The sequence below is a fragment of the Rhodococcus sp. IEGM 1351 genome (genome assembly GCF_030056875.1).
Lineage (GTDB): Bacteria > Actinomycetota > Actinomycetes > Mycobacteriales > Mycobacteriaceae > Rhodococcus_F > Rhodococcus_F opacus.
The window spans coordinates 248195-267903 of sequence record NZ_JASHKU010000010.1 but is presented as its reverse complement, the minus strand read 5'-3'; the positions used below and the strand labels follow the sequence as shown (position 1 = coordinate 267903).

Below are 19709 nucleotides of genomic sequence, written 5' to 3'. Positions count from 1 at the left end.
CCACACCGGGCTTCCCCTATGATCGGCACTCACTCAATTACCGAAACATCTTTAGTATCCGCAGTAGATGCGACGGACGTCGGTAGTCGGCTCAGGCTCTGTCCGGCCGCGCAGCGTTGGTGCGGTTTCGGGTCGAATGAGGGTGGTTTCTGGTGGAGTTTCCGATGCTGTCCAAGGGACAGAACTTGTCGCTGCCCGCTGAGGTGGAGCAGATCGATGTGGTGCTCGGGTGGACCGAGTCGGAGGTCGAGATCGATGCGTCGGCTTTGCTGCTGAACTCCGGCGGCAAGGTTCGCTCCGACGACGATTTCGTGTTCTACAACCAGCCCGAGTCGACGGACGGGTCGATCCGGTTCCTGGGTACGAGCGGTACCGAGGAAGGTGCGCAGGCGCGGATCGCGATCGACCTGTCCACTGTGCCGGAGGACGTGCACACCGTGGCCTTGGTCGGCAGTGTCGCCGACGGCAGGTTCGGTGATCTCGGAAAGCTCGCTCTGCGTGTCGTCGATGGGGCCGGGTACACGTTGGCGGAGTACGTCACCGCCGATGCCACGACCGAGTCGGCGTTCGTGTTCGGCGAGGTGTACCGCCGCAATGCCGAGTGGAAGATCCGGGCGGTCGGGCAGGGCTGGGAGTCCGGACTGGCAGGTTTGGCGACGGATTTCGGTGTCGACATCGACGACGAGCCGGAACCGGAACCCACAGGTACCCCCGATACCTCGTCCGACCTTGCCGAACCCGCCGTGCCGGCGTCGCACGGGTCCGCCGGCGACGGCCCGCAACTGGTGCCCGAACTGCCCACCACACCCATCACACCGGCGACACAGAGGAAGGCGAGAACCCGGGGCGTCCGCACCGCCAAGCGGGTGGTGCGCAAGTCGAAGCCGGTCGAATTCACCCTCGCCGAACAGGACACGTGGCAGCCGGCGCGGTTGTTCTCGGTCATCGGGGTCGGGACCGGGGAGGAACAGGAGCGGCGCGCTACCTCGGCGCTGATCGCCACCATGCAGGCCGTGCGCCCCTTCGCACGCGCGGTGTGCGCCCGGATGGGGGCCCCGGTCGGTGTCTTCGAAGGCTATGTCGAGGTCGCGTACGAGCGGGGTGAGACGAAGGTGGTCCCCGACGCGGTGCTGAAGGTCTCCCGCGGCACCAGGGTGTGGACCGGCCTGCTCGAGGTCAAGACCGGCAACGGCAAGCTCGAGAAGGAGCAACTCGAGAACTATCTCGATGTGGCGCGGAAGAAGAAGTACGACGTGGTGGTCAGCCTGTCGAACGACGTTCCCGCCAGTGCCGGGGAGTTGCCGGTGGAGGTCGACCGTCGCAAGCTTGCCAAGGTCGCGCTGCGCCATTTGTCGTGGGCGGAGGTGGCGCACGAGGCACGGATGTTGCTCTCGCACGGCGGTATCGACGATGACCTGCAGGCCTGGATCCTGGCCGAGTTCCTGCGCTACCTCGATCACCCCCGCTCCGGGGCGGCCGAGTTCGTCGACATGGGCCGGAACTGGGTGACCGTCCGCGACGCGGTCACCGCCGGCACCCTCCGCGGCGGCGACCAGAAAGCCGCCGCCGTGGCCGACACCTGGGTGTCCCTCTCACGTCATCTCGCGCTGCGGCTGACCGCCGAACTCGGTGTCACCGTCAAACACATCCTGCCCCGCCGTCACGGCAGCGACCCGGCAGCCCGCAATGTGGCGGTAGCCGAAAGGTTGGCGACCGACGGGGTGTTCGAAGCCGTGCTGCGGATCCCGGAAACGGCCGGGGATTTGGTGGTGATCGCGGATGTGCGGACCAACAAGATCCGCTGCCGCACCACCGTGGAGGCACCGAACGAGGGAACCTCCGGTCGCCGGCTGTCGTGGCTACTCAAGCAACTCAAGGACGTACCCGGCGACGTTCAGGTCGAAGCGGTGTTCTCCGAGCGCGGCAACGAAGCCTGCGAGCACCTCGACACGGTGCGAGCGGACCCGAAGGTACTGACCAATGGGCGATCCGGAGACATCGTCTCCTTCTCCCTCGAACAAACCTTCCCGATGGGCGGCCGGCGGTCGGGCACCGCGGCGAGCTTCATCACCAGCGTGACGTCATCGACCGACGAGTTCTACGGCACAGTGGTTCAACAACTGCGGGAATGGGTTCCGGCCGCGCCGAAACAGAATGAACCGCCGAGGTCCGACACCGCACAATTCGAAGGCGAGTAAGTGGATCGAGTCGGTGCCAGTGTTAGACAGCCATTCGCACGGCGTTCCCGGGTTGCTGGCTTAGAGTCCTCGAACGCGTATCTGCTGCTCAGGCTTGCCCACGCGGAAGGTCCCAGTCGGCTGGACGATCATCCGAGGATGAGCGGGAGTTTCGTCGCCAGCTCACCCAGTTGGTCCTTCTCCGCGTCGGTCGGGGCTCGTCGTCCGGTGCCGACCAGCAGTGCGTCTTTGTCGGAGAACGAGGCGGGGAAGGCGGTCCCGGCGATCTTCTCCAGCAAGTCGCGGGACCGGGCGAGGCCGTCTGCGGGCGGTTCCGCCGCACCCCGGAGGTGGGCGATCAGGTCGAGGTGGTGCAGCGTCGACTCCAGGACATACGCGGAGAGGTAGTCGCGTGCGGTAAGGACCTCGTCGCGGGTGCTGACCCGCAGGTCCGGGACGACGAGTTCGCCGGCGCGGCCGGCAGCGGAGCCGACGTCGTCGAAGTGGTATTTGAGCAGCCGTGGCTCCTGGTACGCGGCGGCCAGTCGGACGATCAGCGCGTCGAGCGGGTCGTCGCCGGTCGGGGGTGTGTCGGCGAGGTCCCAGTAGGTCACGGCGTCGCGCGTCGGTTCCGTGTCGGCGGGGGTCACGAGGGTGATCAGGACGTCCTGCGCGTCGATGATCAGGTGGCACACCAGATCCCGCACGAGCCAGCCGCTACAGCCGGACGGCTGTGCGAAGTCCTCGTCCGGAAGTTCGGCGACCGTTGTGAGCAGCGCCGACCACGAGCGTGAGAAAAGATCCACATCGGCACGGTAGTGCGGGCGTACCGTCGATGGCATGACCGAGGAGAACCAGGTTGCGCCGTGGGACGACATCTACCGAGGCGACGCGGAGGTATTTACGGGACCGGTGCCGTGGAACATCGGTGAGCCGCAACCCGAGATCGCCGGGCTGATCGCGGAGGGCAAGTTCCGCAGCGACGTGCTGGACGCGGGCTGCGGGCATGCCGAGACGTCCCTCCACCTGGCGGCGCAGGGGTACACGGTGGTCGGTCTGGACCTGTCGCCGACGGCCATCGCGGTGGCTCAGGCGGCCGCCGCCGATCGTGGACTGACGACGGCCACGTATCAGGTGGCGGACATCAGTTCGTTCACCGGTTTCGACGGCCGGTTCTCCACGATCGTCGACAGCACCCTGTTCCATTCCCTTCCCGTCGACCGGCGGCGGGACTACCTGCGCGCGGTCGCTCGGGCGGCCGCGCCCGGCGCGTCCTACTACATCCTGGTGTTCGCGAAGGGCGCCTTCCCCGAGGGCGAAGGACCGAACCCGGTGACCGACGACGAGCTGCGCGAGGCGGTCGCCGAGTTCTGGACCATCGACGACATTCGCCCGGCTTTCATCCACGCGCTGCTCGGCCCGGAGCAGGCCGCGAACTGGGAGCACGACGAGAAGGGGCGGTCCATGCTCCCGGCGTGGCTGCTGTCGGCTCACCTCGACTGATCGCCCGGCGGAAACCCCTACCCGACAGAACTATTCGTACCGGACGGGCGCAGGAGGAATTCTCCGGCAAGTTGGATGGCTTCGCGTTTGGTGTACCCGGGGTGGTCCGCGACGATGAAGTGGCGGCCGATCGCAAGTCCGAACATGAGGGTGCTGCGTGCCTCGATTTCGTCGGGGTCGGTGACGAAGGTGCCGAACATCTTTCGCAGAAAGTTCATCCGCTCGTTGTCGATGGCGTGCAGGCGCGTCGCGACGGACCGGTCGTGGTGGGCCCAGGCCCGGATCGCGAGATCGATCCGTTGAAAGTCCTCCGAGTAGGTCAGTTGCCCCACGCGCCGGATTCTGTCGGCGGGGGTGCCGCCTTCGGCATCGGCCTGGGCGATAACGGCTTTGGTGCAACGGCGTTCCCACTCGTCGAGCATTTCGGTGAGCAATGCGGGACGGCCGTCGAAGTAGCCGTAGAACCCGCCCTTCGTCACGCCAAGTTCGGCGGCGAGAGTCTCGACTCGGACGGCGTCGGGCCCTCCTCGTGCGAGGGCGTCGAGGCCCGCCTCGATCCTGCGGGCTCGTGTCGTGCGGGCGACGGCGGGAATCGGGCCACCTACATCGAGCAGCCCTGGCGTATCCACGAATTCACGAGAGACTTCGCCGTCGAGGACGTGTGGTCGTTCCGCACTCCCGGAGCCGGGCCCGACGACTTCCCGGCGATGCTCGCAGCGATGCGAGCCGCGGGAGGACCAGCGAAGCAGCCCCGGCTGGTGAGGTTCCTGTTCGCCGCTCGATGGAAACTCGGGGCACTCTTCGGCTGGGACAATCCGTCAACTGGTGTCGGTGAGCGGGTTGCCTCGCTCCGCGACCGCCTGCCCAGCGACCTCCGCGCCGCTCCGCGCGGCCCGGACGACGAAGGCATGCCCCTCACAGCGGTGTACGAGCTCGACACGGAGTCCGCCCGCGAGCTGGCGAACAAGACCGTGCACACCGTGATGCATCTCGGCTGGGCGAGAGGAGCGAACGGCGATTACGAACTGCAGATGACCGTTCTCGTCAAACCCAACGGATGGTTCGGGCGGCTCTACATGACCGCCATCGCGCCTTTCCGGTACCTCATCGTGTACCCGGCCCTGACCCGGCAATGGGAACGAGCCTGGCGCGACCGCCACCATGCCGAGGCAAGGTAGGGAGGCTTGCGACCTCAGCGGCTCACCGCGGTTTCCCGCTCGACGCGCGACAGCTTCTCGGGGTTGCGCACGATGTAGAGCCCGGTGATCTTGCCGTCGTCCATCCGCACCGCCACGACGTCGTCGATCTCCCCGTCCAGCCGGACGATCAGCGCGGGGGAGCCATTCATCTGCACCGGCTCGACCGACACCGTGCCGTCGATCCGGGGCAGGCCGGCCGCCAGCAGGCGACCCACCTTGTCGGCCCCCACGATGGGCCGCAGCACGGCCTGCTTGACTCCGCCACCGTCACCCAGGAGGACGACGTCCGGTGCGAGCAGGTCGAGCAGGCTCTGCAGATCGCCCGTCTCGAGCGCCCGCTGGAAGGCCTCGAGTGCGTCTCGGGACTCGGCCGGGGATACGACGCCGCGCGGGCGGCGCGCCGCGACATGGGCCCGCGCCCGGTGCGCGATCTGGCGGACGGCGTCCGGGCTCTTGCCGACGGCGTCCGCGATCTCGCCGTACTCCAGAGCGAACACCTCGCGCAGCACGAACACGGCCCGCTCGGTCGGCGCGAGAGTCTCCAGCACCAGCAACATCGCCATCGAGACGCTGTCGGCCAATTCGACATCCTCGGCCACGTCGGGCGCGGTCAGCAGCGGCTCGGGCAACCAGGGACCGACATAGGACTCCTTGCGCCTGCTGAGCGTCCGCAGCCGGACGAGCGCCTGGCGGGTGGTGATCCGGACGAGGTACGCACGCTGATTGCGGACCGTGTCGAGATCGACGCCCGCCCACCGCAGCCAGGTCTCCTGGAGGATGTCTTCCGCGTCGGCGGCCGATCCGAGCATCTCGTAGGCAACGGTGAACAGCAGGTTGCGGTGGGCGACGAACGCCTCGGTGGCGGGGTCCGACTGGCTCCCGCCGCGATCGTCGGGTGTGGTCTGCGACGTGCCGGCCATGGGTGGCTCCTTCTCACTCTCGACTGTGTCACACACCAGACACCGGGCCCCGCCGTTTTGTGACACCAGACGGCAGCCGACCCGTGTTGCCCGCTGCCAAATTACGTGACTTCGAAGTCGCGGCGTGAGCGATTGTCACAAGGATCGGGTCGCCGGCATCTCATGTTCGTCCAGAGCAACACAACACCACGAGTGAGGACGAAGTCATGGACGCCCGATTCAACCTGTTCGACAACGAGATTGCCATGAAGTTCGGCAAGCGATTCGCCAATGCCGCCCTGGTGATCGACCAATCGCCGCTGCCGAAGGCCACCCAGCACCTGGTCGAGATCCGGGCCAGCCAGATCAACGGCTGCGGCTTCTGCACCGACATGCACACCAAGGACGCCACGGCCGCCGGCGAAACCCCGGTCCGGCTCAACCTCGTCGCAGCCTGGCGTGAGGCCACCGTGTTCACCGAGGCCGAGCGGGCCGCGCTGGCGCTCAGCGAGGAAGGTACCCGGCTCGCCGACGCCCACGACGGCGTGTCCGACGAGACCTGGGCCCAGGTGCGCAAGCACTACGACGACGACCAGATCGCCGCACTGGTCTCCCTGGTCGCCCTGATCAACGCCGCCAACCGGATCAACGTGATCGTGCGCAACCCGGCAGGTTCCTACGAGCCCGGCATGTTCGCCAGCATGACGAGCTGACCGGCAGACGACAGCCCCCTGACAACGAGTACTTGACCCTGACACAGTGACAAGGACTCGAATGGTCGACGAAGGAGGTGGTTGTCGTGAACACAACCAACCACGGTGGGCCGCATGCCCACCTCGTCGACGCTCTGGCCGCAGCCGACCCGTCGGGTCGGCTGCGGGCGGCGCTCTCTGCAGGCACGCACCCCGATCCCCGTCTCACGGACACTCTCGTCGAGCGGTGTGCCGTCGAACCGGATTTCTTCGTCCGCGACATGCTGACCTGGGCGTTGTGCCGCCTGCCGAGCGAGCTCACGGTGCCGCGACTGGTCCGAGAGCTCGGGGCCGACTCCGCGCAGGCCCGCAGTCAGTCGCTGCACACCCTGTCCAAGATCGGGGACCGGCTCGCCTGGCCCGCGGTGTCGGCACTGCTGCACGACGAGCACGACGAGGTCGCGCGCAGTGCGTGGCGGGCGGCCGTGGCACTCGTGCCGCCCGGCAACGAGGCTGCACTCGCGGCCGATCTGGCGATCGAACTCGGACGGGGCGACCAGCACCTGCAGCTCAGTCTGAGCCGTGCGCTGGTGGGACTCGGGGACGCTGTCCTCCCGGTCCTCGACGCGGCCGGGACCAGTCCCGACCCGCACATTCGTGCGCACGCGGATGCGACGAGGCGACTCTGCCACGACCCCGACAGTGGGTTCACTCTCGCGGTCGAGACGGCGAAGCGCGTCGCGGTCGCCGGTCCGGACACGTAGCAGGAGGAGATGGGATGTTGATCGGTGAGGTCTCCCGGCGGTGTGGTGTCAGCACACGGATGTTGCGGCACTACGACACGTTGGGGCTGGTGAAGCCCACGGGCCGCACGTCCGGCGGCTACCGCGAGTACTCCACCGACGACATCCGACGGCTCTTCCACGTCGAGAGCCTCAGGACCTTGGGGCTGTCGTTGAACGAGGCCAAGCGGGCACTGGACGAGCCCGATTTCGCACCGGCCGATCTGGTGGGAGACCTCATCCGACACACGCGCCGGCGGATCGCTGCCGAGGAGGAACTGCTCGGCAAACTCGAACGCGTCGACGCCGCCTCGCCGGCGGAGTGGGAGGATGTCCTGCGCATCGTCGGTCTGCTGCGTGCGCTCGAGTCGGAATCCGCGGCCCGTCGTCAACAAGCGATCCTGTCTCAGGACGGAACTGCGGCGCTGCCCGTCGAAGCGCTGGTCGAGGCCATTCTGTCGGAGGACGACCCGAATGTGGCCGGAGCGCTGCAGTGGTCGTTGGCGCGGGTCGCCGGCCCGGGACTCGAGGTTCTGGCCGACGGTCTCGACGCGGAGGATGCCGACGTCCGGCGTCGCGCCACCGCCGCGATAGCGGCAATCCACACCGCGGAGGCAACGGCACATCTGAGACGAGCTCTCGATGATCCAGAGGCCACGGTCCGCGGGTACGCAGCACTCGCTCTCGGCTCTCGCGGAAACGTCGACGCGATCCCTTCCCTGATCGAGTTGGTCGTCGAGGGGCGGCGCGATGTCGAGGCTGCCGAAGTGCTGGGCCTGCTGACGACGGTCTCGGCCTCGGCCGACGCCATCGTCGAGGTCATGCAGGACACGCTCGACAACACCGAGGACGCGCCCACGCGGTTGCGGATCACGCAGGCCCTTGCCGAGATTCCCGGCACCGCGGCGCGGCGGGCACTCGACCGGCTGGCCCACGACGGCGACCGGACGATCGCGTCCACCGCGGCCTCGATCCTGAACACGCTGGACCGCGGACGGAGCCGGCGCCGCCGATCGGGCATCGGGACGGGAGTGATGGTGGACGAGACACGGTCACCCAAAGTTACTGAAGCGTGACAGCATTCGTAGCCGACCCCGAGTCGGTGACGGTCCGTGGCGGTGACCGAATTTTCCCAGCCCACTGCGGCCTTTGACCGATTGACGGCCATCCGTTGCGGGTAGTCGGGTTCGGGGTTGGTTCGCACCGGACTGCCGATCCGGGGTACGCCGGGCGGCCGGCTCCGGGCGCTCGGCGTCGACCGATGACGGCCGATGCGGGTGAAGGGAGTCGACGATGATGACCCGACTGCAAATCGCGGCAGCGGTGGTCGTGGGCTATTGGCTGGGCCGAGGGCACCGGAAGAAACTGGGACTGCTGCTCGCGGCGGCGGGTGCCGGCCGCCTCGCCGGCGGACCCCAGGAAATGGTGGACCGGGCCTCGAAACTGCTGCAAACCTCGCCCGAATTCGCCGAGCTCAGTGAATCGGTGCGTGGCCAACTCCTCGACGCCGTGAAAGTGGCGGCCATGACCGCCGCCACCGCCCGAGTCGACGCACTCAACAATCGGCTGCTCTCCGGCAGCGATGCGGTCCTGGAGACCGCCGAAGACCTGGTCGAGGACACCGCGGATATGGCCGGAGACGTCACCGACGACACCGTGGACACGGTGGACGAAGCCGCCGACGACACCGTGGGCTCAGTGCACAAGCTCGCCGACGACGCCCTGGGCATGGTCGGCGCGCTGGGACGCAGGAAACGACCGAAGAAGACACCGCCGCCGGACGACGTCGACGACGAGACGGCAGAGGAGGCCGAGGAACGACCGGCGCGGCGACCGCCCCGCAAGCGGAGCACCCCGGCGAAAACCTCCGGTAGTCGAAAGCGAGGAGCACAGCGATGACCACAGCAGGTGGCGGCCCGAGTTCCAGCAGCCTCGCCGATGTCATCGACACCATCTTGGACAAGGGCCTGGTCATCGACGCCTACGTGCGGGTCTCGCTGGTCGGTATCGAACTGCTCACCATCGACGCCCGCGTCGTGGTCGCCAGTGTCGACACCTACCTGCGCTTCGCCGAGGCGGTGAACCGACTGGAGATCGGCAGCGAACCGAAGGGCCTGACCGACCTCGTTTCCGATGTGAAGGGCAGCGGCAGCACGAAGTCCAAGACCAAGGGTGCGCTCGAGGCCGTGGGAGAAACGCTCGGTGAGCTCCTCGGCGGATCGGAAGCCGAACGCGAACCCGAGCCGCGCCGGAGGCGAAAGTGATCCGACGACACTGATGTGGCCGCGCCGGCGCTCAGGCCGACTACATATTGCTGTTCCTGATAGGAGACGCCCACAGCCGGGTACGTTCGTGGCATGGGTGACGAGGCAATCGACCCCGAAGTGGCATATGAAGCCCTTTCCGCCGGCGCGCGCCTCGCTCTGCTGCGAAACCCCGAAGGCATCATGCCGCCGCAGTTCATCGGGCAGGTGATGGCTGTGTGTGGGCACTCCTGCGTCGCGGGGATCAGTGGTGGAGTTGATTCGGTACCGCAGATGGCGGTTCTCCAAGGGCCACTCTCCGAATACCTCTCCCAGTGCAGGTGTGTGCTGGACGCGTGGTGGATCTCGTTGACACCGCAACTCCGGGCTGTCATCAGGTGTCGCGAAGCGGTACCCGAATCGTTGGCGCTGCAACTACCCAAACACACACCCTGGACCGCGGTGTCCACGCCGTGTTCCCACCTGTTGGTGCGCGACTATCTCGAATTGCAGGCAACGGGACTCGAACTGATGTAACCCGGACGGTCAGTCGGGGATCTTCGCTCCTGAAATGGCGTCTGGTTCGTATTCGTCGTGGCGGCGCAGCCAACCCATGAAGGGGTCGTCACCGCGGCGGGGTTCTGGTTCCCAGTCTTCCTGGCGGCCGCGCGCGGTGAGGTCGAGCCAGTGGTAGGTGCCGAGGAGAATCTCGGTGGAGCGCGCGTAACCGGAGTAGGTGTGGAAGATGTGCTCACCCTGGCGGAGGAAAGCACTGACGCCGTGCTCTTCGCCGCACCAGCCCTTCCATGCGTCGTCCAACCGCACGAGCTCGGCCTCGTCCTTGTAGTTGTATTCGACCGGTGCGACCGACGCGTCGAGGTGTCCCGGGCGTAGAGGTGCCGGAGGTTGCCGACGTTGTCCATCGTGAACGAGCAGGAGGGGCATCCTTCGTCGGCGTCGGGTTCGAACATGAAGTGGTAGATCAGGAGCTGACTGCGGCCGTCGAACAGGTCCACGAGTCCGGTCCTGCCGTCTTGGCCGTCGAAGACGTAGTTCTTGGTAATTTCGACCATCGGTAGCGCGCGCCGCACGGCGTTCACCCGAACGCGGTGGCGGGTCAGCTCCTTCTCCTGTGCGAGTAACTCGCGCCGCGCGATGAGCCATTCCTCCCGGGTGGTGACCTGTGGATCGGACGCTGTCATCGTTCGTCTCCTCGCGAAGGGCACCTGCAATCGTCTCAGGCGACACTTGGCGGTGGAAGGGAGTCGATCAACGCCTCGCGTACCGGTGACGCTTTGCGGTCTCGTTGTCGGCGATCAGCTCGGCATTTCTCAGCACGTCGTCCGCTACTTCGGCTGCGACGATGGCGACGCCGTCGGCGTCGCCTACCACGATGTCGTTTGCCTTCACGACGGTTCCGCCGATGGCGACAGGCTCGCCGAGCCGGCCAGGCCCGTGATTGTAGGGCCCGGCGGGTGTGGCACTCCGGGCGAAGACGGGCATGCCCATCTCCTCGAGGGCGGCGAGGTCTCGAACGGCGCCGTCGATCACGAAGCCACCCAACCCGATTGCCTGCGCCCTGGTTCCGATGAGATCACCGATGAGGGCGCGGGTCTCGTCCCCGCCACCGCTGACGACGAGGATATCTCCGGAGGCGGCGAGATCGAGCGCTTTGTGGATGTAGAGATTGTCTCCGGCTCGGGTGCAGACAGTGAACGCTCGCCCGGCGATCTTTGCTCCTGCCCACATCGGTCTGATCCCCGTCGGGCAACCGAAGCGCTCTCGAGCATCACCGATTGTCGGAGTGGGTATGCGGGAGAACGCTTCGACGAGACTGTCGATCTGAACCACGACTACCCTTTCGGTTGATCGGCGTTACTTGACGGCGGTGGCGTTGGCGGGTGAGCCGACGCCACCGGTGAGGTTGAGCGGCTTCACGGTCAGCAGACATTCGTACCGACGGTCACGGGCGCAGTCCTCGCTGAGTTCGTCGAGTTTCCACAGCTCGCCGATGGGCAGGCCGAGCAGGGCGATAAGTTCCTGGTGCATCATGCCGTGGTCGGTGTCGGCTCCGAAGGGTGAATCAGCTACTGCGGGCAGGCGTTCGAGCGCGAAGGTGTCGGAGGCGGCGAGGGCGACCTGATGGTCGGCGAACCAGTCGATTACGGCCTGCGACTGGGCGAGGCCGGTGCAGGTTTTGCTGGTGTGGATCTGCTCGCGTTCGTCGGCGGTGGCCTCGTCGAGGAACCACTGTGCCCAGCCGGTGCGGATCAGCAGCAGATCACCGGGGCGTAGCTGCACATCCTGCGCGGCCAAGGTGTCGTCGAGTTCGCTGATGTCGAGGGCTTCACCGGAGGCGTGATCGATCGGTTTCCCGAGGTGGGCGCGGTGGCGGCCGATGTCGATCAGGATGCCGCGGCCGACGATCGGGTGCTGGGACCAGTGGTTGATGCCGAGGGCCGGATTGCCGGCGACAATGGCATCGTCGGGGGTGCCGTTGTAGAAGCCGTGCTCGGCATGGCGGCGGTGCCGCAACCCGTCGAGGTGGCTGGCGGCCTGCGGCCAGAATCCGTCCAGGTAGTCGTCGCGGTGGTCGCGGTGCCGGGAGACCAGATGGTGTTCGGGGGCGCTGCGCAGCGTCGCGAGGGATGGCACGAACGCGTCGAGGGGGTAGTCGAGGCCGAAAACGGCGCCGCGTTGGACCAAGGTGGCGGCGTCGCGAACGTGGTCGGGGCCGGCGTAGTTGGCCATTCCCCGGTCGGGCGTGGTCTGGAACTGTCCCCAGGTCGAGCGCGTCGGCGCGGTCGGTGTGCCGGTGGTGGGGTTATCGATCGGCATGGGTGGTGTCCTCGACGGCGCGGGCGGGGTGGCCGGTGTAGGTGGGCAGCAGGGTGCGCGGGATCGGTCCCTTGTTGCGGCCGCCCTGTTGGGTCTGTTCCCAGCCGTGGGCGAGGATGCCGACCGAGCGGGACAGGACGAACAGTCCGCGGCCGAGGGGCGGCGGGAAGCCGAGTTCGGCATAGACGACGGCGGTGGCGCCGTCGATGTTCATCGGGACCGGTCGGGTCCGTCCGGCGGCGAGGGACTGTTCGAGGGCGAGGGCGGCGTGCAGGTACTGGCCGGACACCGCGCCGTCGTCGCGGGCCGCGGCGACCAGCGAGAGCAGCGGGTCGCGGCGCGGATCGCGGGGGTGGAATCGGTGCCCGAACCCGGGCACATACCTTTTGGCTGAACGGTATTCGGCCACGATGCGGTCGGCGACGGTGCGCAGATCGGTGGGGTCGGTGGCCTGCTCGACGATGTCGGCGAGCACGCTCATGCATTGCTCCCCTGCGCCGCCGTGGACGTCGCCGAGCATCCCGACGCCGGTGGCCATCACGTTGTTGAGGCCGACCCCGCAGGTGGCGGCCATGCGGGAGGCCGCGATGGACGGTGCCTGCGGGCCGTGGTCGACGGCAGCGACCAGGGCGGCGTCGAGGAGTCGTTCCTGCCAGGGGGTGGGGCGCTGCCCGCGGATCATCAGCCAGACCATGCCGGCGTAGGAGGTGGTCGGGATCAGGTCCTCGATGGCGTAGCCGCGGTAGCGGATGACGCCGGGTGAGATGTCGCTGATCTCGGTGCGCCACCAGCCGGTGACGTCGTCGATGGTGGTCTCGGCCGCGCCGGGGACCGGGCGGCGTTCGGTGGTGGTCATACCGCGCCTTCCGTGTGCAGTTCGGTGATCTCGTCTGCGGTGAAGCCGAGATCGGTGAGCAGTTCGTCGGTGTGTTCGCTCAGTGTCGGGGGCGCCGACGCCGGGGCGAGGGGGCGGCCGTTGACGTGGAAGCCGGTGCCGAGGACGCTGACCGTGCGGTCGGGCAGGTCGACCTGGTGGACCAGTTCACGCTCGGTGATCTGGTCGAGGTCGAGGGAGTCGGTGACGTCGAGGACCAGTCCGGCGGGCACCCCTGCCTCGTTGAGCAGGGGCTCCCACTCGCGGGCGGACTTGGCGGCGAGGGCGGCCTCGATCTCGACGCGCAGTTCCGGGCGACGGTTCTTGCGGTCGTCGCGCAGCGCGAACCGGGGGTCGTCGATGAGGTCTTCGCGGCCGATCAGCTTGCACAGGATCTCGAATTGTTCCTGCTTGTTGGCCGCGATGTTGAGGGCACCTGATCCGGTCTGGAAGGTCGCTGACGGTGCGCCGGTGGGGTTTTCGTTGCCGTTCGCGCTGGGTTGCCGTCCGGCGATGAGGTAGTCCGAGACCACCCAGCCCAGTGCGGTCAGTGAACTTTCGAGCATCGACACATCGAGGTAGACGCCCTCGCCGGTCCGGGTGCGGGACGCGAGAGCGCCGTTGATGGCCATGGCGGCGGTCATCCCGCCGAGGGTGTCGCACACCGGGAACCCGACCCGCAACGGTGCGGTGTCGGGTGTGCCGGTGACCGCGCTCATCCCGGACAGCCCCTGGATGATCTGGTCGTACGCCGGGCGCTCCCGCATCGGCCCGGTCTGCCCGAAACCGGAGATCGCGCAGTACACCAGCCGCTGGTTCATCGCGTGCAACTCGTCCCAGGAGTAGCCGAGCCGGGCGAGCACTCCCGGGCGGAAGTTCTCGACGAGGACGTCGGCGCCGGCGATCAACCGGTCGAACACGTTCCGGCCGGCCTCACTCTTGAGGTTGACCGTGATCGAACGCTTTCCGGCGTTCTGGGCCACGAACGAGGCGCCGAGCTTCTGGCCCGACAGCGCGGTGTCGGCCCCGAGTTGTCGAGCCAGGTCGCCGCTGCCGGGTACTTCGACCTTGATGACGTCGGCACCCATCAGTGAGAGCTGGTAGCTCGCGTACGGGCCGGCAAGGACGTTGGTGAGATCCAAGACTCGGATTCCGTCGAGCAGCTTCATCGGAAGATCCTTTCCGTGGGCGAATCCCACCAAACAAAAGGTGTCGTTATGTGACGTGCCTAACCCTACCACTTAAACCATCTAGCGGTCCATAAACACCGCCTGATGGTTTAGATCCGTCGTCTATTCGTCCGTATCCGTAGAGATCGGTTTCTCCGGACCTTAGAGTGGTGCATCGGAAGAGTTGCTGAGCAGGGAGGACCAGAGGGTGACTGCAGTACCTACGGATTCAGCAGAGAAGCCGGCCGTCGCCGACGCGGGTGTCCGCAGCGTCACCCGGGTGATCGACCTGCTCGAGTTGTTCGACGCAGCGCACCCCACCCGCAGCCTCAAAGAACTCGTCGAGGGAACGAAACTGCCGAAAACCACCGTCGTCCGCCTGGTGGCGACGATGTGTGCGCGCAGCGTCCTGACCAGCCGCGCGGACGGGTTCTATAGCCTCGGCCCGGAGATGCTGCGCTGGGTGCGCCTGGCGGGCAAGACCTGGGCGCCGCCGGAAGAGGTCGTCGACATCATGCGCCAGCTCAGCGCCGACACCGGCGAGACGGTGAACCTGTACATCCGGCAGGGCCTGTCCCGGGTGGTGGTCGCCCAGTGCGAGAGCACCGCGACCGTGCGAAGCGTCATCCCGCTCGGAGTGCCGTACCCGCTGTGGGCCGGCGCCGCCGGCAAGATTTTGCTGCTGGCCGCCCCCGAACTGATCGACGACGTGGCCGCGGACTCCCCGCACGGCCCCAAATTCGCCGACCAGTTGCGTGAGAAGGTCGAGGCCGGGCGCGAACGCGGATATCAGCTCGTCCACGGCGAGCGTGAGCTCGGCTCGTCCGGGTTGTCCTTCCCGCTCATCGACTCCCACGGCACGGTCGTGGCCGCGTTGACCCTGGGTGGTCCCACCGGCCGGTTCACCGAGGACCGGACACCCCACTACATCGAATGCACCCGGGCAGCGGCAGAGGAGATTTCGGCCATCGGCCTGCCCGGTCTGGACTGAACCCGTCCGGGCACGGCGCCCGGCCCCCGAGAGTCGCCAACGGCCAGCGCGCGAGCCTCGATGCGTCGCTTCTGCGCATTCGCGCCACGGCAGGTGATGCCGGAACTGCGCTCATCCCCCTATGGCTCCGCACAGAACTCATGCCGGTATCTCGACCGGGGTACAGGCGGTCGAGACACCGGCACTGATCGCGCTCTCCACCCGGAAATATCGGCCGAGGGAAAGGGCTTCTCCTACCTCACGAGCGGGCGTCGATTCGGCGCGCTAGCTTCGACAGCCCGACGTTCATCAGCAGGTAGATGATCGCGATCAAGACATAGACCGGGATGGCGTACTGTCCGCCGAGGTATTCCACTGCGACCCGGCCGCTGCGCAGCAGTTCGGTGTAGCCGATGACGAAGCCGAGGGAGGTTTCCTTCACGATCGTCACGACCTGGCTGATCAGGGCGGGCAGCATGATCCGGATGCCCTGCGGCAGCAGGATGATGCCGAAGATCTGGGTCTTGCGCATGCCGATCGCGGCCGCCGCTTCGGCCTGACCGCGGGGCAACGACGCGATGCCGGCGCGGAAGATCTCGCTCATCACGGCGCTGTTGTAGAGCGAGATGCCGATGGCCAGTGCCCAGAACGTCGGGACGATGATCCCGAATTGGGGTGCGCCGAGGAAGATGAAGAAGATCAGCACCAGCAGCGGCAGGCCGCGGAAGATCTCCACCCATACCCGCACGATGCCCCGCAGGAGTCTGGTGTCGGACATCCGCATTGCCGCGAGGATCATGCCGAACACCACCGAGAGCACGATGGAGACGATCGCGCACTGAATCGTGGCGAGCAGACCCTTCAGGACGCTGCGCATCAGGTCCCGGTCAAGCAGCACCGACCACAGATCGGGGCTGAGCTGGCCGTGGGAGCCGAGCTGGTAGAGCCCCAGGGCCACGATGATCGCGACCACGACGGCACCGACCCAGGTGGCGTTGCGGACTTTCCGTTGACCTTGCGGTCCGAGTACGTCGTACATGGCGATCGTGGGTTTGGTAGCTGCCGGTTTGGTTGCTGTCGTTGTCATCGCGCCACCGCGACTTTCTTCTCGACGATGTTGGCGATGGTCCCGGCGGGGATGGTGATCACCAGGTACAGGAGGCTGGTGGCCGCGAGGATCCACAGCACCGCCTGGCTCTCCTCGGCGATCACGCCTTCGGCGCGGGTGAGCAGTTCCGCGACACCGAACGCGCTGGCGATCGCCGAACTCTTGGTCAGTGCGATGAAGACGTTGATCAGCGGGGGCACGACACTGCGGAACGCCTGCGGGAGCACGATGTAGCGCAATGAGCCGCCGAAGGTGAGGCCGATGGAGCGTCCGGCTTCGAACTGCCCGACCGGGATCGCGTTGATGCCCGAGCGGACGGCCTCGCAGAAGAAGGCGGAGTAGTAGATCGCCAGGGCGGCGACGGCTGCCCAGAAGAACGGGATCTTGATGCCGAGCTGCGGGAACGCGAACAGGGTCATGAAGTAGATGACGGCGGTCGGGACGTTACGGAATGTCTCGACGTACCCGGAGCCGATCGATTGCAGGAGTGGAATCGGGGAGACTCGGAACGACGCGAGGATCGTTCCGCCGATCAGCGCCAGGACCGTGGAGACGCCGATCAGCGCGAGCGTGACCGCGAAACCCTCCATCAAGGCGCCGAAATGGTCGACTACGGTGTGCATGGGATGTCCTCGAAGTGAGACGAAAGAATTAGGTGCAGGGCTGCAGTTCCGGCATGACCGGCTGTTGCTTGGTGTAACGGCCGAGACTGTCGGCCCAGGCTTCCTCGGCGGAGCCGTCGCTGTAGTAATCAGTGATCGCGCTGTTGAGGAACTCGCAGAACGCGACATCGCCCTTGGCGATACCCACCCCCCACGACTCGACCGCGAAGGGTTTGTTGATCAGCTCGATGTCCTTCTGATCCTTGCTGACGTACCCGGCGCCGATGGGCCCCTGGGTGGCGAGCGCGTCGACCGACCCGTTCTTGAGGGCATCGATGCACTTGGACGAGACGTCGAACTCGATCAGGTTCGTCTGTGGGAAGTTCTTGCGCAGCGACGCCGACACCGCCCCACCGAGGGTCGAGCACACCGTCACCCCGTTCGGGGTCTGGGGATCGGTGATGTTCTTCGGATTGCCCTTCACCGTCACCAGGTCGTTGTTGATGTCGAGGTAGGGGCCGCCGAAGCTGATCACCTGACGTCGCTTGTCGTTGATCGACAGCGTCGCGACGACGACGTCGACCTTGTCCTGCTGCAGTAGTTGCTCGCGGCTGGCGGAGTTGGCCTCCGTCCACTCGATCCGGTCGGCGGGGACACCGAGTTTGCCGGCGATGTACCGGACCAGATCGATCTCGTATCCCTCCTGCTCGCCGCGCAGGTTGCGCGCCGACAGCCCGGGATGATCGAACCGGGTTCCCACCCGCAACACCCCCTCACGAGCGATCTTCTCCATCGTCGTGCCGGGTGCGAACTGCGGGGACTGAGCAACCGCCGGGGTGATGCCCGTGGTCACGGTCGAGCGGGTACCGAACAGGGCGATGCCGGCGATGGCGAGCACGGCCACCAGCGGCACGATCGCCTTACGGGAAAACCTCATGACAGACAACCTTTTTCGTGTCGACGGTGCGGCGGTCAGTGCAGGACCTTCGACAGGAAGTCCTTGGCGCGCTCGGTTTGGGGATTGGCGAAGAACTCGTGCGGATCGGCCTCTTCGACGATGCGTCCGGCGTCCATGAAGATCACCCGGTTCGCTGCCGACTTCGCGAAGGCCATCTCGTGGGTGACCACGACCATCGTCATACCGGTCTCGGCGAGTTCCTTCATCACCTCGAGGACCTCGTTGACCATCTCCGGGTCCAGGGCGGACGTCGGCTCGTCGAAGAGCAGCACCTTCGGCTTCATCGCCAGGGCGCGCGCGATCGCCGCGCGCTGCTGCTGTCCGCCGGAGAGTTGGGCCGGCATCTTCTCCGCCTGATTACCCACCCCGACCCGGTCGAGGAGCCTGCGGGCGGTGGCCTCGGCCTCCTTCTTCGGAACGCCGAGAACCTTGGTCGGCCCGAGCATGACGTTCTGCAGGATCGTCATGTGCGAGAACAGGTTGAATGACTGGAACACCATTCCGACCTCGGCACGTAGCCGCGCGAGGTGCTTGCCTTCCTGGGGTAGTTCGACGCCGTCGAGCAGGATCCGGCCCGAGCTGATCGGCTCGAGGCGGTTGATGGTGCGACACAGGGTCGACTTTCCCGACCCGGACGGGCCGATCACCACCAGCACCTCGCCGGTGGTGATGTCGAGGTCGACGTCCGTCAGCACGTGGTGGGTGCCGAAGTACTTGTTCACACCCTCCATGCGAACCAGAACCGGCGCCTCGAAGGACGACGACGAGAGCGACGATTGATCGATGGTCGAGTGCATGGTGCTCCTCCGTAAAAACAGCCCGACAGGTCATGTCTGTGACGGACCCCCACCAGCTGGAGTGGGGAGTGATCCAGGTCATGTTCCGATAACACGAAGCTAGCACACAAACCGTCAGGCGGTCTACATAAATCATCTAGTGGATCACGAAGGCGACAGCGGGGCGGAGGGGCCGTTGACGACCAGACCTACACATGCGACCGAGGGGCCTGCGGAGCGGCGCGACGACATCCGAGCCCAGACCACCTTGCCTTGTACCGGATGCGGTACTGCGTGAGTGGGATGAATGCCGGCCCACCAGGGTGGGGCGGTGAGGCGTCAGCTCCTCGCTCCCTGGCGAGCGCCGGTCGCTGTTCTCAAACACATCGCGTCGATGAACGGAACCGGCTCATACATCTTTTCTTTCGCGAGCACGCCGAGGATTTCATGACCAGCGAACGACAACCGCGGATGCTGAATGATTTCCGCTGCCCTCGCAGCCATATCCGAGACACTCGATGCTCCGGAGTGCATTACACACACGGAGCCACCACCACCCAATCCATCGTCATGAGGTCGAAATCCGGCACCATCCGCATCGACTCCTGATACCGACTCGCCTGACGCTGCCGGCCACACTGCAGGTGATGCGGCGCCGAGGGTGTGTGATGGTGACCCTCAGGTGCGCAGCGCCCGGCTCGGCGACGGCACAAGCTGATGTCACGGCAAAATAATTGCCGAAATCATCGGAGGCACCATCTATTACCCGCATCGCTACCACCCGCTCCGCCCTCGCCGTCGCCGCCCTCGCGATCTCGCTCACCGGAACAGCCGGCAACGCCGAGAACGACGCCGTATGCGAATTGATGGCTGACACTGCCAGTGACCAGAGCACCCTCGACGGCGCCGCAACCGTCGC

Annotated in this window: 22 protein-coding genes and 1 pseudogene; 10 read left to right on the top strand and 13 right to left on the bottom strand. The window is 66.5% G+C overall.

Annotated elements, in window-relative coordinates; genetic code table 11:
* The first annotated feature begins 152 nt into the window (after positions 1–152).
* Positions 153–2198, top strand: coding sequence for a TerD family protein (locus tag QM806_RS19970; protein ID WP_283292560.1), 2046 nt, complete (start codon positions 153–155; stop codon positions 2196–2198).
* A 128-nt stretch (positions 2199–2326) separates the two neighbouring features.
* Here QM806_RS19970 and QM806_RS19965 read toward each other — a convergent pair whose 3' ends face one another.
* Positions 2327–2983: a maleylpyruvate isomerase N-terminal domain-containing protein gene (locus QM806_RS19965; RefSeq protein ID WP_005568970.1), complete on the bottom strand. Its 657-nt coding sequence runs from the start codon at positions 2981–2983 to the stop codon at positions 2327–2329.
* Positions 2984–3017: 34 nt separating this feature from the next.
* Here QM806_RS19965 and QM806_RS19960 point away from each other — a divergent pair, with 34 nt between their 5' ends.
* A complete protein-coding gene (locus QM806_RS19960; protein WP_005254368.1) occupies positions 3018–3680 on the top strand; it encodes a class I SAM-dependent methyltransferase in 663 nt (220 codons plus the stop codon).
* 17 nt (positions 3681–3697) lie between these two features.
* Here the strand turns inward: QM806_RS19960 and QM806_RS19955 are convergent, their stop codons facing one another.
* Positions 3698–4309 (bottom strand): TetR/AcrR family transcriptional regulator, encoded by a 612-nt coding sequence (locus tag QM806_RS19955; RefSeq protein WP_265146777.1) that lies wholly within the window; start codon positions 4307–4309, stop codon positions 3698–3700.
* On the opposite strand from QM806_RS19955, the gene QM806_RS19950 reads away from it, so the two are divergent.
* Complete coding sequence (locus QM806_RS19950) at positions 4286–4858, top strand: DUF2867 domain-containing protein (protein WP_265147596.1); 573 nt, start codon at positions 4286–4288, stop codon at positions 4856–4858. The two genes, QM806_RS19955 and QM806_RS19950, sit on opposite strands and share 24 nt — an antisense overlap.
* 14 nt (positions 4859–4872) lie before the next feature.
* Here the strand turns inward: QM806_RS19950 and QM806_RS19945 are convergent, their stop codons facing one another.
* Positions 4873–5799, bottom strand: coding sequence for an RNA polymerase sigma-70 factor (locus QM806_RS19945; RefSeq protein ID WP_065492720.1), 927 nt, complete (start codon positions 5797–5799; stop codon positions 4873–4875).
* A 206-nt stretch (positions 5800–6005) separates the two neighbouring features.
* On the opposite strand from QM806_RS19945, the gene QM806_RS19940 reads away from it, so the two are divergent.
* The 6 genes from QM806_RS19940 (at position 6006) to QM806_RS19915 (ending at position 10032) form a co-directional block, all read left to right on the top strand.
* Positions 6006–6491, top strand: coding sequence for a carboxymuconolactone decarboxylase family protein (locus QM806_RS19940; protein WP_005254364.1), 486 nt, complete (start codon positions 6006–6008; stop codon positions 6489–6491).
* A 77-nt stretch (positions 6492–6568) separates the two neighbouring features.
* Positions 6569–7234, top strand: coding sequence for a HEAT repeat domain-containing protein (locus tag QM806_RS19935; protein WP_269591055.1), 666 nt, complete (start codon positions 6569–6571; stop codon positions 7232–7234).
* A 14-nt stretch (positions 7235–7248) separates the two neighbouring features.
* Positions 7249–8328, top strand: coding sequence for a MerR family transcriptional regulator (locus tag QM806_RS19930; RefSeq protein ID WP_283292555.1), 1080 nt, complete (start codon positions 7249–7251; stop codon positions 8326–8328).
* A gap of 220 nt (positions 8329–8548) precedes the next feature.
* Positions 8549–9151: a hypothetical protein gene (locus tag QM806_RS19925; RefSeq protein WP_054247749.1), complete on the top strand. Its 603-nt coding sequence runs from the start codon at positions 8549–8551 to the stop codon at positions 9149–9151.
* Complete coding sequence (gene gvpJ, locus QM806_RS19920) at positions 9148–9516, top strand: gas vesicle protein GvpJ (protein ID WP_005254360.1); 369 nt, start codon at positions 9148–9150, stop codon at positions 9514–9516. Before QM806_RS19925 ends, gvpJ begins: the two co-directional genes overlap by 4 nt.
* Positions 9517–9609: 93 nt before the next feature.
* Positions 9610–10032 carry a hypothetical protein gene (locus QM806_RS19915; protein WP_169694004.1) on the top strand — a complete coding sequence of 141 codons (423 nt, stop codon included), beginning with the start codon at positions 9610–9612 and terminating at the stop codon, positions 10030–10032.
* Positions 10033–10041: 9 nt separating this feature from the next.
* Here QM806_RS19915 and QM806_RS19910 read toward each other — a convergent pair whose 3' ends face one another.
* From QM806_RS19910 to QM806_RS19885, 6 genes and pseudogenes are all read right to left on the bottom strand, one after another.
* Entirely contained in the window at positions 10042–10440 is a 399-nt protein-coding gene (locus QM806_RS19910) for a DUF899 family protein (RefSeq protein WP_277932430.1), read from the bottom strand.
* A pseudogene (locus tag QM806_RS19905) lies at positions 10407–10697 on the bottom strand (DUF899 family protein); the annotation flags it as partial. The gene QM806_RS19910 and the pseudogene QM806_RS19905, both read right to left, overlap by 34 nt.
* A 67-nt stretch (positions 10698–10764) precedes the next feature.
* A complete protein-coding gene (locus tag QM806_RS19900; RefSeq protein ID WP_283292554.1) occupies positions 10765–11346 on the bottom strand; it encodes an RraA family protein in 582 nt (193 codons plus the stop codon).
* 24 nt (positions 11347–11370) lie between these two features.
* Complete coding sequence (locus QM806_RS19895) at positions 11371–12333, bottom strand: cyclase family protein (RefSeq protein ID WP_242322436.1); 963 nt, start codon at positions 12331–12333, stop codon at positions 11371–11373.
* On the bottom strand, positions 12320–13189 hold the full coding sequence (locus QM806_RS19890) for a citryl-CoA lyase (protein ID WP_169694001.1): 870 nt from the start codon (positions 13187–13189) through the stop codon (positions 12320–12322). The genes QM806_RS19895 and QM806_RS19890 overlap by 14 nt, the downstream gene beginning before the upstream one ends.
* Positions 13186–14376 carry a CaiB/BaiF CoA transferase family protein gene (locus QM806_RS19885; RefSeq protein WP_242322435.1) on the bottom strand — a complete coding sequence of 397 codons (1191 nt, stop codon included), beginning with the start codon at positions 14374–14376 and terminating at the stop codon, positions 13186–13188. Before QM806_RS19885 ends, QM806_RS19890 begins: the two co-directional genes overlap by 4 nt.
* Positions 14377–14584: 208 nt before the next feature.
* Here QM806_RS19885 and QM806_RS19880 point away from each other — a divergent pair, with 208 nt between their 5' ends.
* The gene (locus QM806_RS19880; RefSeq protein ID WP_242322434.1) at positions 14585–15367 is read left to right on the top strand and encodes an IclR family transcriptional regulator; all 783 of its coding nucleotides are present in this window, start codon (positions 14585–14587) and stop codon (positions 15365–15367) included.
* A gap of 238 nt (positions 15368–15605) precedes the next feature.
* On the opposite strand, the gene QM806_RS19875 is transcribed toward QM806_RS19880, so the two are convergent.
* The 4 genes from QM806_RS19875 to QM806_RS19860 are packed head-to-tail and all read right to left on the bottom strand — an operon-like array spanning position 15606 to position 18745.
* Positions 15606–16433, bottom strand: a complete 828-nt coding sequence (locus QM806_RS19875) for an amino acid ABC transporter permease (RefSeq protein ID WP_169693998.1) — start codon at positions 16431–16433, stop codon at positions 15606–15608.
* Positions 16430–17077 (bottom strand): amino acid ABC transporter permease, encoded by a 648-nt coding sequence (locus QM806_RS19870; RefSeq protein ID WP_213576648.1) that lies wholly within the window; start codon positions 17075–17077, stop codon positions 16430–16432. Before QM806_RS19870 ends, QM806_RS19875 begins: the two co-directional genes overlap by 4 nt.
* Positions 17078–17105: 28 nt before the next feature.
* Positions 17106–17993 (bottom strand): glutamate ABC transporter substrate-binding protein, encoded by an 888-nt coding sequence (locus QM806_RS19865; RefSeq protein WP_169693996.1) that lies wholly within the window; start codon positions 17991–17993, stop codon positions 17106–17108.
* A 35-nt stretch (positions 17994–18028) separates the two neighbouring features.
* The gene (locus QM806_RS19860) at positions 18029–18745 is read right to left on the bottom strand and encodes an amino acid ABC transporter ATP-binding protein (protein ID WP_281272526.1); all 717 of its coding nucleotides are present in this window, start codon (positions 18743–18745) and stop codon (positions 18029–18031) included.
* Positions 18746–19709 lie beyond the last annotated feature (964 nt).

Bases quoted from the DNA above. Each gene is read 5' to 3' on its own strand.
- QM806_RS19960 (WP_005254368.1), top strand. From the start codon at position 3,018: ATGACCGAGGAGAACCAGGTTGCGCCGTGGGACGACATCTACCGAGGC.
- QM806_RS19945 (WP_065492720.1), bottom strand. From the start codon at position 5,799: ATGGCCGGCACGTCGCAGACCACACCCGACGATCGCGGCGGGAGCCAG.
- QM806_RS19940 (WP_005254364.1), top strand. From the start codon at position 6,006: ATGGACGCCCGATTCAACCTGTTCGACAACGAGATTGCCATGAAGTTC.
- QM806_RS19930 (WP_283292555.1), top strand. From the start codon at position 7,249: ATGTTGATCGGTGAGGTCTCCCGGCGGTGTGGTGTCAGCACACGGATG.
- QM806_RS19925 (WP_054247749.1), top strand. From the start codon at position 8,549: ATGACCCGACTGCAAATCGCGGCAGCGGTGGTCGTGGGCTATTGGCTG.
- gvpJ (WP_005254360.1), top strand. From the start codon at position 9,148: ATGACCACAGCAGGTGGCGGCCCGAGTTCCAGCAGCCTCGCCGATGTC.
- QM806_RS19915 (WP_169694004.1), top strand. From the start codon at position 9,610: ATGGGTGACGAGGCAATCGACCCCGAAGTGGCATATGAAGCCCTTTCC.
- QM806_RS19910 (WP_277932430.1), bottom strand. From the start codon at position 10,440: ATGCCCCTCCTGCTCGTTCACGATGGACAACGTCGGCAACCTCCGGCA.
- QM806_RS19895 (WP_242322436.1), bottom strand. From the start codon at position 12,333: ATGCCGATCGATAACCCCACCACCGGCACACCGACCGCGCCGACGCGC.
- QM806_RS19890 (WP_169694001.1), bottom strand. From the start codon at position 13,189: ATGACCACCACCGAACGCCGCCCGGTCCCCGGCGCGGCCGAGACCACC.
- QM806_RS19885 (WP_242322435.1), bottom strand. From the start codon at position 14,376: ATGAAGCTGCTCGACGGAATCCGAGTCTTGGATCTCACCAACGTCCTT.
- QM806_RS19875 (WP_169693998.1), bottom strand. From the start codon at position 16,433: ATGACAACGACAGCAACCAAACCGGCAGCTACCAAACCCACGATCGCC.
- QM806_RS19870 (WP_213576648.1), bottom strand. From the start codon at position 17,077: ATGCACACCGTAGTCGACCATTTCGGCGCCTTGATGGAGGGTTTCGCG.
- QM806_RS19865 (WP_169693996.1), bottom strand. From the start codon at position 17,993: ATGAGGTTTTCCCGTAAGGCGATCGTGCCGCTGGTGGCCGTGCTCGCC.
- QM806_RS19860 (WP_281272526.1), bottom strand. From the start codon at position 18,745: ATGGAGGGTGTGAACAAGTACTTCGGCACCCACCACGTGCTGACGGAC.